Below are 12,601 nucleotides of genomic sequence, written 5' to 3'. Positions count from 1 at the left end.
AGAAACCGATGAACATATTAGTGATTGGGCGTGGTGGACGTGAACACGCAATCGCCAAAAAATTACAGCAAGAAGACAAAGTCAAGACTGTTTATTGTGCACCAGGTAACCCTGGTATGAATGGTGATAATATTCGGACTGTACCTATCAATGAAGAGCAGCAAACGGAATTAATTCAATTTGCGAAGGATAATCAGATTGATTGGACATTCGTCGGCCCGGAAACGCCATTAATTGAAGGGATTGTAGATGCCTTTCAAGAAGCGGGATTACTGATTTTTGGGCCGACAAAAGCAGCTGCAATAATTGAAGGTTCAAAAAGTTTTGCGAAAGATTTTATGCGTAAATACCAGATTCCGACGGCGGATTATCGGGTCTTTCAATGTTTGGCACCTGCCTTAGAATATATTGAACAGCAAGAAGTACCAATTGTTATTAAAGCAGATGGTTTGGCAGCTGGAAAAGGAGTAGTGGTTGCTGAAACAAAAGCAGCCGCAAAACGAACGCTAGTTGCGATGATGGAGGACCAACAATTTGGAGCAAGCGGTCAAACGGTCGTAATCGAAGAGTTTTTGCAAGGAGAAGAATTTTCCTTAATGGCCTTTGTTTCTAATGAGAAGGTATATCCTATGGTGGTTGCTCAAGATCATAAGCGGATTTTCGATGGGGATATTGGGCCGAATACAGGGGGAATGGGCGCTTACACACCAGTGCCTCAGATCCCAGAAGAAGCGGTTCAGCAAGCCATTAGCCAAGTCCTGAAACCGACTGCTAAAGGAATGGTGAATGAAAAACGTCCGTTTCAAGGGATTTTATATGCTGGTCTAATCCAAACAGCAACTGGCCCCAAGGTTATTGAATTTAATGCTCGATTTGGGGATCCAGAAACACAAGTTGTGTTGGCCCGCTTAGAGAGTCCCCTTTCAGAAATAATTTCTTCATTGTTGACGAAAGAGCAACCAACGATTGAATGGAATGAGTTAGCGAGTATTGGTGTTGTTGTAGCAGCAGAAGGTTATCCTAATCAATACAAGACAAGCCTGCCATTGCCAAAAATGTCTGGTGAAACCATCTATTATGCAGGAGTAGCCCGTTTAGAGCAGTCTCTGGTTTCGGCTGGCGGACGAATCTTTTTAGTAGAAGCGACTGCTTCGACTCTTGCAGAAGCGCGTAAAAAAGTTTATCAGACATTGGATAATTACTCATTTCCTGGAATGTATTTTCGAAAAGATATAGGCCTGAAAGGCTTGGTTTAACATTTTTAAACAGGCAAGGACATTTAATCGAATGTTTCCTTGTCTTTTTTTTATTGCAAATTCAAATAGGGAGGCATAAACTGATAGTATATTTATCATTAAACTAGAGGAGAAAGCTAAGATAATGAGAGAGAAGCAGATTGAAAAAATTAGTCAGGGGTTGTTTATTGTTACAAGTGTCTTGGCAGTCAGTTTACTGTTATTAAGTGCGGTGGTTTATCCTGATTTACCAGCTCATGTGCCCATTCATGTGAATTTTTGGGGCGAGGGTAATTCGTTTGGCCCAAGATCTAGTATATTTATGTGGCCAGTAGTCCTGTTTGGCTTAAGCATTTATCAACGAAGTTATCAATCAGCACAACCATACGGTAGATGGCTAAAGGTGTTTTTAATCATTGTTAATCTTGGCGCTTTGTTTAGTATTCTGCGTCTATTTATTAATTTGTTGGTTTGAAGGGATCGAAAGGTGAGAAAATGAGAAAGTTAATTTTGGTTTTTGTGGGATGTGTCATGGTCTTTTTTTTATGGCCGAATCAAGCGGCGGCTGTAGCTGGTGGCTATGGCGGTGGTCGTGTAGAAAGTCCTAGCGGTGGCAATCCCTCGAATGGTTTTTCGTCAGGCGGTAATGGATCAAGGAGTTATGTTCATCATCATGAGACCGGGTCCAGCAACACAACGCCGCTGGAAGGCTTAATTTCAACAGCGTTTTTTGTCCTTTTTGGGGGCGCGGTGATTTGGCAAAGACGTCGTAGAAATCAACCAGTCGATGAAGGTGCTTTTCAAGAAATGTGGGCGGCCTTACCCGGAACATCAAAAGAAAAAAAGGCATTCTTAAAAGAAATACAACAAACGTTTTTAGAAATACAGCAAGCGTGGGATCAAGAAAACTTGTCTGCAGTCAAAGATAACTATACAGAAAAACTTTATCAAAAACATCTTGCAGTATTACAAGCAAATCAACAAGCGGGCATCAGAAATCATGTGAAAAAAGTGAAAGTAGCGCCAGCTTCGAATTATCATCATATTAGTGAAACCAGTTTTTCACTGATGATTCATTTTTCTTGTATTGACTACGAGGAAGATGCTCAAAGCGGTCGTGTTTTATCGGGATACAAGCATCAAAAACAATACTTTTCACAACTTTGGTATTTTGATTACAATCCTTCTCTTGGGAAATGGCAAGCAGACTTCATTCAACCTAAAGGATAGCGCTAAAAAGCGCTTGGGGTTTAAACCCCAAGCGCTTTTTTATTCTTCGATGCGTTTTACAAGCTGTATTTTTTTATTTAACACGTAAATCAGGATACCGCCGACTGTCATTGAAAGAAGTTCACCAAGGCCAACGGTTAACCAAGTGTACCAAAAAGGCAACTGGTAAAAGAACGTTAAGGGTCCGGCGACAGTGAACATGGACAAAGCAAAAATAATGGCCGTCAGCATCAGTTTAATCAACAAATTTTGCTGATTTTTTGTCGCCAAATAGGCAATCCATAAGACTGCGCACGTGCCAGTGCTTCCGATGACTATATCGATGATACCAAGAGGCGAAGCGGTGTTGGCAATCGCAACACCTAACGTAATGGACCAGATATATCGCTTGTTAAAAACGCCTAAATAATTAAATAATTCGGCAAGACGAAGCTGTATCGGACCAAAACTAAGCGGAGCGAGAAGTACAGTGACAACGACATACAAAGCGGTAACCAGCGCCATTTTAGCCAAAGCCGTAGCTGACCACGTACTGGTTTGTGGATTTGATGAATGATTCATTTAAGATTCTCCTTTATAAAACAACGACGTGTTTTAGTGATAACCATAACCAAAGGAAGGGCAGTAAAGCCAACTGAAGTGTTATGGTGTGAGTTGCCTCACTGTGTTACATGTTACTGAAGAACAGACAATCTGTAAAGTCTTTTTATTTCATGGTCCAACCACCATCAATGGTCATAACTGTGCCGTGGATATAATCAGCGCCATCACTAGCTAGAAATAATGAAAGTTTTGCTACTTCTTGTGGTTGTGCCCAACGGCCCGCAGGTGTTTCACTTGCTACCCAAGTAGCCATTTCACCTTCTCCTGCAAAATCAGCTGCGTTCATGGGTGTTTGGATGGCACCTGGCGCAATCGCATTTGCTCGGATGCCTAATTTGGCATAATCGTAGGAAAGTTGTTTTGTATACCCGATGATTGCGTGTTTGGAGGCAGTGTACGCTGCGCCGCCGCCCCCAGCTACTAAGCCAGCGATAGATGCCATATTAACGATTACTCCTTTTTTTTGTTGGAGGAAATAAGGTAATAGAGCATTGGTCACTAAAAAAACACTTTTTAAATTGGTTGCTAAAATTTGATCCCATAAAGCTTCCGAAGTTTCTAGAGAAGGACGATAATCATCTAAAATACCTGCCGTATTTAATAAAATATCAATTTGGCCGTTGTTTTTCACAATTTGTTTCATCGTGGCTTGCACAAATGCGGGAGAAGACACATCACCGACAAAATAAGTAAATGGCTTAGTAGAATCTGGATTAACCAGTGCGGCTGTCTGCTTTAACCCCGTTTCGTCTAGGTCGATGCCAATAACTTCAGCACCTTGCTCAGCAAAGGCAATTGCTTGTGCTTGGCCAATCCCTGAAGCTGCACCGGTTACAAGCACCCGTTTTGTTTCAAATTCTTTTGGCATAAGAAAAACTCCTTTAAACATTTATAAAATTAAGGTCTGGAAGAACGAGCAATCGCCGTAATCTGCCAGACCTTATGTGTGTAGTTATGCTTCAACAATCACCCAATCTTCTGCTAAGACATCACAAGGTGTTGGTGAAAACATGCTGTAGCCTTCATCAGAAGTTTTGATTAAAAAATACGGGGTAACTTGTAAAAATTCACCTTCGGAGGTGCCAATTTCATCACGTAATTCAATAAAAAGTTCAAAACCGCTCCAGCCTTTACGTACGGCTTTTTTTCCTGCTTTAATCTGTGGCAATACTTCTTCAAATGTCATTTGATTGTGCTCCTTTTTCGTTAAATGGTAGTTCGTGATAGCTTGTTGCGCCTTTTTCAATTGTCAACTGACCGTTAAGTAGATCCGTCATTTCAGCTATAAATGTTTCTGTTGCTTGTTCATCTACTAAACAAATTAACTGAATAGACTCTGTGTAAATAGTTTCTTTAAGCGTGTAGGGACTATGTTCTAAAAAGGCTTGGGCTTTTCCCAATAAAGGATAGGCGATCGTAATCAATAGTTCTTGTTGCAATTTGCCAATGACTAAACCAATTTCATCTAAAGTGTGGGAAAGAGCATGACTATATGCTCGGATTAAACCACCAGCGCCTAATTTTATTCCGCCAAAATAACGAGTGACAACAGCCACTACGTTGATTAACTCTTTTTTCTTTAAGACTTCCAGCATTGGAACACCAGCAGTGCCACTAGGTTCGCCGTCATCGCTGCTCCGCTGAATGTCATTGTTTTCGCCGATCACAAAGGCACTACAATTATGATTGGCTTTCCAATGCTCTTTTTTTATTGCAGCGATAAAGGCTTTTGCTTCTTCTTCTGATGTTACGCGCTTTACAGAACAGATAAACCGCGATTTCTTGATTTCAATCTCGCTGAAACCATCTTGTTTGACTGTAATATAGCTTTCTAACATATGGGCATCCTTTTCTCTCGTAATAAAGTCAGTATAAAAAAGAATCAACTGAATAGCAACTTTTTATCTCATCTTTTTTGTGAGATTTTTGGAAAAAAACGTTATAATAAGGTATGATAGAGAAAAGGGAGGCGCTGGAAAATGGTACATACACGACAGAAAAAATATGATACAATTACTCATTATTTGAAAACGAATGGCGGTTCCCAAGTTACCTTGACCTTTACCCAGTTTGATGAATTGTTATTCCCTCATTCTGGTTTACCGAAAACTGCTAAGACAGATGTCGATTGGTGGGCGAACGATTATAAGCATCCAGAAAAGGGCGCTTATGGTTGGTTGAATGCGAGTTACCAAGTAGTTCAAGTGAATTTGGAAAAAGAATATGTGGTATTTAATAAATTGCTGAAGTCAGCATGGTACGTTTAAATCAAGATTGTATCCGCTTTAAAAAACAAGAATGATTGACAAAAATTAACTTTACACTATAATATTTTTAATAGACAATGTTGAAAATTGAAAAAGGCAATGGTAAAAGGGGCTGTTAAAATGTCAAAAAAAACAATTATGTTAGTTTGCTCCGCAGGAATGAGTACTAGTTTGCTTGTTACAAAAATGCAAAAAGCAGCATTTAATCAAGGGTTAGATGCCCATATATTTGCGGCTTCTGCATCGGAAGCAGAAACGAATTTAGAAAATAATCCAGTCGATGTGTTATTGTTAGGTCCACAAGTTCGTTATATGAAGAGTGATTTTGAAAAGCGTCTATCACCAAAAGGTATCCCAACAGATGTCATTAGCATGTCAGATTACGGCTTAATGAACGGGGAAAAAGTTTTGGAACAAGCCTTGGGTTTGTTAGCACAAGCAGATAAAAAAGAGTAAAAAGACAAGTTGTTTTTTCGAAGAATCTTCGAAAAAGCAACTTGTCTTTTTTATGACTTTAGTTAATTAGAATTGGGCTGAAGAATCCATTTTGGTTCATCAGTTCCATAAATTATAGAACCGAAATTAGCCCTGTGAGCTAGAGAAAGACAACTGGCTTTAATTTTTTACTTTAATCTGGATACTAAGAAAAAAACATACTTAACAATCTATTTTCTGAATATTGAACGCACTTTTCCGTAGTCTGAAAGTAGTCATTCAAAGAATGATTAACAATATTTTTATATACCAGTCATTATAGTATGATACAAGCAATTAACAGACTTATTCAGCAAATAAATGAGAGAGAATTCTGTTTTTGTTGTTTAAAAATAATGAGGTTATTTCATAAGGCATACTTTCTTCATACGAGATTTCCAAAGGTCTATCTTTATCAAAAGAAATAATTTGTGAGTCAGGCATTGCAAGTAATATAGGTGAATGAGAGACAATAATGAACTGAGATCCCTCATCAATTAGTTTTTTTATAGAGACCATTAAAGCTAGCTGGCGTTGAGGTGAGAGAGCCGCTTCAGGTTCATCTAATAGGTACAGACCATTCCCTCTAAACCGATGGTTCACCAGATTCAAAAAACTTTCGCCGTGTGATTGATGATGTAAGGATTTATCGCCGTATTCAGAAAAATCTAAGTCTATATTTTCTGCATATGTAGCAACATTGTAGAAACTTTCAGCTCTTAAAAAGAAACCATCCGTAGCACGCTTTACACTTTTCCCAACAGTTAAATAATTCTGTAAATCCAAGTGAGTATCGTTTGTAGAGAAATTAAAATTAATACTACCGCCTTCAGGATTAAATCCCCAATTGACTGCGATTGCTTCTAGTAAAGTGGATTTTCCAGTTCCATTTTCACCTGAAAAAAAAGTAATAGGTTTTTTTAAATTTAGTGAATTAAATTTATTCAGCCCTTCAATTTTTGAAAAAACAGAATCTTCTTCAAAAGCTTTGAGTTCTAGTCTTTTTAAAAAAATGTTTTCCATGATAAAACTTACTCCTTTCTAGTCTTTTCAAATTAAAGCTTAGAGTACTAGATATACTTTAACATTAATTTTTCTTTAAAGGTAGATAAATTTGTTTATCAAAAATCTGCATATAGGCAAGTCGAGAGTAGAAAAATGGTGTAAACAATAAAGCGTATCAAGAGTTCGTTTAGTAGGTCACAACTAGATAAGAATAGAAAGATAGCGGTTGGAGATTTCCTTTTTCGCAAAAAAGTTAGAGAAATGCGTATTTTATAAATGAGGTGGTTAACATGGAAGATTTACATGGTCGTAAAATAATTCTTGAAGAAACAGAACGTTCAATACAGACAAAACTGGTTTATTTACCAACCATGTTAGAGCGTTCACCCCTAACCATTCAATGTCAGCGGTGCGGGGAAGTCGTATCCAAAAAAGAAAATAGACTGGCGACAAATGTTTACTACTGTCATGCTTGCATTCAATTAGGACGTGTGACTTCTTGTCAAAAATTTTGTCATTTACCAGAAAGGCCCAATAGCCCAAGAACTGTCTTTTTTGAGTGGTCTGGACAATTAACAAAGGGACAACAAGCAATCTCAGTTGAACTTTGTGAGACAGCAAAAGTAAGAGAGAATCGGTTAGTGTGGGCAGTTACGGGTGCAGGCAAGACGGAAATGTTATTTGCTGTTTTGCACCAAACCTTACAAGAAGGGGGACGGATTGCGTTGGCTTCGCCGCGTGTCGATGTTTGCTTAGAACTGTATCCCAGAATCCAAGCGGTTTTTCCTCATGAAGCGATTGCTTTACTTCATGGAAACAGTCAAGAAGCGTATCGTTATACGAAATTAGTGATTTGCACCACACATCAATTATTGAAATTTCATCAGGCATTTGATTTACTCATCGTTGATGAAGTAGACTCTTTTCCTTTTGTTAATAACGAGCATCTTTATTATGGGGTGCGTAACGCACGAAAAAAAAGAAGTAGTTTGGTGTACTTAACAGCAACCCCTACGAAAGAATTGCGGAAGCTTTTACAGCAAAAAAAATTAGCAGCCAGTATTTTGCCAGCAAGATATCATCGTAGGCCATTACCTGTGCCACGTCGATTTTGGGTTCAGTCGTGGCAACGTATTTCTACCAAAAATATTAAACTCATTGCACATCATGTGAGACGTTTATTGGCGCGTAATTCAGTTTTACTATTTTGCCCAAGCATTTCATTAATTCACCAATTACATGCATTAATAGCTAAGCGATTTTCCGACAAAGAAGTTGTTGCCGTTTATGGTAGTGATGAGCTTCGCCTGGAAAAAGTTCAAGCAATGCGTCAGCAGAAAACGGATATTTTGATCACTACAACCATTTTAGAACGTGGTGTGACTTTTGATGCAGTCTCAGTTATTGTTTATGGTGCCAATCATCGTGTCTTCACTTCTTCGACACTTGTCCAAATCGCGGGTCGAGTCGATCGAAGGCAAGAATTCAATTACGGTGAAGTTTTATTTTTACATGATGGAGAAACAAGAGATATGAAAGAGGCGATTCGGCAAATCAAGCAAATGAATCGCTTGGCTAGCAAACGAGGGATGTTAGATGGATTGTAAAAATTGCGCAGAGCCCATTCGTTTGGAGATAACATTAAAAATGCTCTTACGTTTTAAAACATGGGCGAGTCCTTCACTTTGCCAGCAATGCCAAGCAAAGTTCCAGAAACTGCCAATGACAGGCACTTGTTTTGGCTGCAGTCGAGTCAGCCGAGAGCATTATTGTTTTGATTGTCAAAGGTGGCAGCTACTTTATCCAGAGTATTCTTTTCATAATGCAGCGTTGTTTCATTATGATGAAGAAATGCAAGAGTGGATGGAACGCTATAAATTTCAAGGAGACTATCGCTTAAGAACGTGTTTTAATGAGGAAATAAATTTTTACTTTCAGCAACATTCTGCGGACTATATTATTCCGGTGCCCTTATCCGAAAAAAGAATGCAAGAACGAGGCTTTAATCAAGTAATTGGCTTGCTAGAAGCGGCTGATGTTCTATACACACCTTTTTTAATCAGAAAAGAGGAAAATATTCCGCAATCTAAGAAAACCAGAAAGGAAAGGATGCGGTTGCAACAACCATTCGCGATCCAAAAAGAAAATCAAGAAAAATTAAAAAATTGTTCTGTTATTTTGGTGGATGACATCTATACCACTGGACGAACTCTTTTTCACGCAGCTGCTGTTATCAATAACTGTTATCCTAAAAGTTTGAATACGTTTACTCTCGCGCGGTAAAAAGAAAAGAATTCATAAAATTGATGACTATTTTGTTGGCAAAACCCAGATTATTCGATATAATGAAATTAAGAAGAAGGGAATTAAAGAGTGGTCCTTTAATCTTTTCTTTACTGGTAGATGAAAGGGGTAATTGTTATGTTTAGATATAATGTACGTGGAGAAAATATCGAGGTAACCGAAGCGATTCGAGACTATGTTGAGAAAAAAGTCGGTAAATTAGAAAGATATTTCAGCGATTCACCTGAAGCAACGGTTCACGTGAATTTGAAAGTGTACACTGAAAAAACAGCCAAAGTCGAGGTTACTATTCCTCTTCCTTATCTAGTTTTACGAGCTGAAGAAACGTCACCTGATTTATACGCAAGTATTGATTTGGTTGTCGATAAATTAGAACGACAAATTCGTAAATTTAAAACAAAAATCAACAGAAAATCTCGTGAAACAGGACGTAACAATACAAAAGCCGCTGTCTTCTTAGTTGGTGAAGAAACAGAAGAAACACCTTCAGAATTAGACATCGTTCGTACAAAACGTCTATCATTAAAACCGATGGACAGTGAAGAAGCTGTTTTACAAATGAACATGTTAGGACACAACTTCTTCATTTTTGAAGATGCTGAAACAAATGGAACAAGCATTGTTTACCGTCGTAAAGATGGCAAATATGGCTTGATTGAAACAGACTAAAGCTTAAAATAAGAGCTGAAATGCCTTTGTGCATTTCAGCTCTTTAAACATCTTTAAAGTACGCAAGAAAGAAAAAATAAAGAAATACATAAAATAACTTTAAAAGTACCTCTTTTAAAGGAAAATGTCTGCAAAATAGAGAGAAATGGTTTTCTTTCTCGTCAAGTAATGATAAAATAAAACGGATAGATTGTGCTTCTTGTACAAAAAGGATACAAAAATAAAAAGAGGTAATTGAAAGGAACACAGATACCAATGGCAAATTTTTTGAAAAAAATGATTGAAAACGATAAAAAAGAATTAAGACGATTAGAAAAAATCGCCGATAAAATTGATGCACACGCAAGTGCAATGGAACAACTAAGCGATGAACAATTACGTGAAAAAACAGATGAATTTAAAGCCCGTTATCAAAAAGGGGAAACCTTAGACGAACTCTTACCAGAAGCGTTTGCGGTTGTTCGTGAAGCCGCTAAACGAGTACTAGGTTTATTCCCGTACCGTGTCCAATTAATGGGTGGGATTGTGCTTCATGACGGGAACATTCCTGAAATGAGAACAGGTGAAGGGAAAACCTTGACTGCCACAATGCCTGTATACTTGAATGCACTATCTGGCGAAGGAGTACACGTTGTTACAGTTAATGAATACTTAGCAACCCGTGACTCTAACGAAATGGGAGAATTATATAATTTCTTAGGTTTAAGCGTTGGCTTAAACATTAACTCTAAATCTTCTGATGAAAAACGTGAAGCATATAACTGTGATATTACTTATAGTACAAATAACGAATTAGGATTTGACTATTTACGTGATAACATGGTAGTTTATCGCAGCCAAATGGTTCAACGTCCATTAAACTATGCAATTGTCGATGAAGTGGATTCAATCTTAATTGATGAAGCAAGAACCCCATTAATTATTTCTGGACAAGCTGAAAAATCGACAGCACTCTATACACGTGCGGATAATTTTGTCAAACGCTTAAAAGAAGACGAAGATTACAAAATTGATATTCAGTCTAAAACAATTGGTTTAACAGAAGCTGGTATTGAAAAAGCTGAACAGACTTTCGGATTGGATAACCTTTACGATATTGAAAATACAGCATTAACGCACCATTTAGATCAAGCGTTACGGGCAAACTATATCATGTTATTAGACATTGATTACGTGGTTCAAGACAATAAAGTTTTAATTGTTGACCAATTTACTGGTCGTATCATGGATGGTCGTCGTTATTCTGATGGCTTGCATCAAGCGATTGAAGCAAAAGAAGGCGTCGAAATTGAAGATGAAACAAAAACAATGGCGACGATTACTTTCCAAAACTACTTCCGGATGTACAAAAAACTAGCCGGGATGACTGGTACTGCTAAAACAGAAGAAGAAGAATTCCGTGAAATTTACAATATTCAAGTCATTCAAATTCCAACCAATCGTCCGATTATCCGTGACGATCGTCCAGATTTACTTTATCCAACCTTGGAAAGTAAATTTAATGCAGTGGTGGAAGATATTAAAGAACGCTACCACAAAGGACAACCAGTGTTGGTGGGGACTGTTGCGGTAGAAACATCAGAATTACTTTCTGATAAATTAAACGCAGCTAAAATTCCTCATGAAGTATTAAATGCGAAAAATCACTTTAAAGAAGCCGAAATCATTATGAATGCTGGTCAAAAAGGTGCAGTCACAATTGCAACAAATATGGCTGGTCGTGGAACGGATATTAAACTTGGTTTAGGTGTGCTTGAACTAGGTGGTCTAGCGGTTATCGGAACAGAACGTCATGAGTCACGTCGTATTGATAATCAGTTGCGTGGACGTGCAGGACGTCAAGGAGATCCAGGGGTTTCACAATTTTATTTATCTTTAGAAGATGACTTAATGAAACGCTTTGGCTCAGAACGTATTAAAACATTCTTAGAGCGAATGAATGTGCAAGAAGAAGATGCGGTTATTCAAAGCAAAATGTTTACTCGCCAAGTAGAATCTGCTCAAAAACGTGTGGAAGGAAATAACTATGACACACGTAAAAATGTCTTACAATACGATGATGTGATGCGCGAGCAACGTGAAGTTATTTATGCGCAACGACAAGAAGTAATTATGGAAGAAAATGACTTGTCTGATGTATTAATGGGCATGGTAAAACGGACGATTGGCCGAGTGGTGGATAGCCATACACAATTAGAAAAAGAAGAATGGAATTTAGATGGGATTGTCGATTTTGCAGCCTCAACACTTGTCCATGAAGATACGATTTCTAAAAAAGACTTAGAAAATAAATCAGCTGAAGAAATCAAAGACTATTTAGTGGCACGTGCGCAAGAAGTATTTGAAGAAAAATCTCAACAATTGAATGGTCAAGAACAATTGCTAGAATTTGAAAAAGTTGTCATCTTGCGTGTCGTCGATACTAAATGGACAGATCACATTGATGCAATGGATCAATTACGCCAATCTGTCGGCTTACGTGCGTACGGTCAAAACAACCCATTAGTAGAATATCAAACAGAAGGTTATTCTATGTATAACAATATGGTGGGTTCAATCGAATATGAAGTAACACGTTTATTCATGAAATCGGAAATTCGCCAAAATGTCCAACGTGAGCAAGTAGCTCAAGGACAAGCGGAACATCCAGAAACAGAACAAGATGCAGCTGCACAAAGCAACACAAGTGCGAAGCGTCAACCTGTGCGTGTAGATAAAAAAGTGGGTCGTAATGATTTATGCCCATGCGGAAGTGGCAAAAAATTCAAAAATTGTCATGGAAGAAACGCTTAATTAAAGAAAAAACGCAGGGTG

The 12,601-nt window shown here is 38.1% G+C and carries 14 protein-coding genes; 9 read left to right on the top strand and 5 right to left on the bottom strand.

The features are described from left to right. Positions 1 to 8: 8 nt before the first annotated feature. From purD to IGI87_RS08150, 3 genes are all read left to right on the top strand, one after another. Positions 9 to 1,256, top strand: coding sequence for a phosphoribosylamine--glycine ligase (purD, locus tag IGI87_RS08160; protein ID WP_438736603.1), 1,248 nt, complete (start codon positions 9 to 11; stop codon positions 1,254 to 1,256). Positions 1,257 to 1,380: 124 nt separating this feature from the next. After that, positions 1,381 to 1,710, top strand: a complete 330-nt coding sequence (locus IGI87_RS08155; protein WP_104854025.1) for a DUF1648 domain-containing protein — start codon at positions 1,381 to 1,383, stop codon at positions 1,708 to 1,710. A 20-nt stretch (positions 1,711 to 1,730) separates the two neighbouring features. Further along, on the top strand, positions 1,731 to 2,465 hold the full coding sequence (locus tag IGI87_RS08150) for a TIM44-like domain-containing protein (RefSeq protein ID WP_438736601.1): 735 nt from the start codon (positions 1,731 to 1,733) through the stop codon (positions 2,463 to 2,465). Positions 2,466 to 2,504: 39 nt separating this feature from the next. Here IGI87_RS08150 and IGI87_RS08145 read toward each other — a convergent pair whose 3' ends face one another. From IGI87_RS08145 to IGI87_RS08130, 4 genes are all read right to left on the bottom strand, one after another. Beyond that, entirely contained in the window at positions 2,505 to 3,026 is a 522-nt protein-coding gene (locus IGI87_RS08145; RefSeq protein ID WP_438736599.1) for a QueT transporter family protein, read from the bottom strand. A 145-nt stretch (positions 3,027 to 3,171) separates the two neighbouring features. Then, positions 3,172 to 3,957: a 3-oxoacyl-ACP reductase gene (locus tag IGI87_RS08140; RefSeq protein ID WP_317095229.1), complete on the bottom strand. Its 786-nt coding sequence runs from the start codon at positions 3,955 to 3,957 to the stop codon at positions 3,172 to 3,174. Positions 3,958 to 4,020: 63 nt separating this feature from the next. Continuing rightward, positions 4,021 to 4,254, bottom strand: coding sequence for a DUF2829 domain-containing protein (locus IGI87_RS08135; RefSeq protein ID WP_002357284.1), 234 nt, complete (start codon positions 4,252 to 4,254; stop codon positions 4,021 to 4,023). Beyond that, a complete protein-coding gene (locus IGI87_RS08130) occupies positions 4,244 to 4,906 on the bottom strand; it encodes a YigZ family protein (RefSeq protein WP_438736598.1) in 663 nt (220 codons plus the stop codon). Before IGI87_RS08130 ends, IGI87_RS08135 begins: the two co-directional genes overlap by 11 nt. 141 nt (positions 4,907 to 5,047) lie before the next feature. Between IGI87_RS08130 and IGI87_RS08125 the strand changes: the two genes are divergently transcribed. Together IGI87_RS08125 and IGI87_RS08120 are read left to right on the top strand one after the other, a co-directional pair. Further along, positions 5,048 to 5,335 carry a DUF7662 domain-containing protein gene (locus IGI87_RS08125; protein ID WP_002357286.1) on the top strand — a complete coding sequence of 96 codons (288 nt, stop codon included), beginning with the start codon at positions 5,048 to 5,050 and terminating at the stop codon, positions 5,333 to 5,335. A gap of 120 nt (positions 5,336 to 5,455) precedes the next feature. Then, on the top strand, positions 5,456 to 5,791 hold the full coding sequence (locus tag IGI87_RS08120; protein ID WP_002360150.1) for a PTS sugar transporter subunit IIB: 336 nt from the start codon (positions 5,456 to 5,458) through the stop codon (positions 5,789 to 5,791). A gap of 324 nt (positions 5,792 to 6,115) precedes the next feature. On the opposite strand, the gene IGI87_RS08115 is transcribed toward IGI87_RS08120, so the two are convergent. Continuing rightward, positions 6,116 to 6,832: an AAA family ATPase gene (locus IGI87_RS08115; protein ID WP_104854021.1), complete on the bottom strand. Its 717-nt coding sequence runs from the start codon at positions 6,830 to 6,832 to the stop codon at positions 6,116 to 6,118. A gap of 272 nt (positions 6,833 to 7,104) precedes the next feature. On the opposite strand from IGI87_RS08115, the gene IGI87_RS08110 reads away from it, so the two are divergent. From IGI87_RS08110 to secA, 4 genes are all read left to right on the top strand, one after another. Continuing rightward, positions 7,105 to 8,421: a DEAD/DEAH box helicase gene (locus IGI87_RS08110; protein WP_104854020.1), complete on the top strand. Its 1,317-nt coding sequence runs from the start codon at positions 7,105 to 7,107 to the stop codon at positions 8,419 to 8,421. After that, the gene (locus tag IGI87_RS08105) at positions 8,411 to 9,097 is read left to right on the top strand and encodes a ComF family protein (protein ID WP_104854019.1); all 687 of its coding nucleotides are present in this window, start codon (positions 8,411 to 8,413) and stop codon (positions 9,095 to 9,097) included. The genes IGI87_RS08110 and IGI87_RS08105 overlap by 11 nt, the downstream gene beginning before the upstream one ends. A 138-nt stretch (positions 9,098 to 9,235) precedes the next feature. Further along, on the top strand, positions 9,236 to 9,787 hold the full coding sequence (hpf, locus tag IGI87_RS08100; RefSeq protein WP_002357293.1) for a ribosome hibernation-promoting factor, HPF/YfiA family: 552 nt from the start codon (positions 9,236 to 9,238) through the stop codon (positions 9,785 to 9,787). 255 nt (positions 9,788 to 10,042) lie between these two features. Further along, positions 10,043 to 12,580, top strand: coding sequence for a preprotein translocase subunit SecA (gene secA / locus IGI87_RS08095; protein ID WP_002381826.1), 2,538 nt, complete (start codon positions 10,043 to 10,045; stop codon positions 12,578 to 12,580). Positions 12,581 to 12,601 lie beyond the last annotated feature (21 nt).

This window comes from Enterococcus sp. DIV1444a, from assembly GCF_051712125.1.
In the GTDB taxonomy this organism is placed as follows: Bacteria; Bacillota; Bacilli; order Lactobacillales; family Enterococcaceae; genus Enterococcus; species Enterococcus faecalis.
Note: the sequence above shows the minus strand (reverse complement) of the source record. Positions and strands in the feature narration are given on the sequence as shown.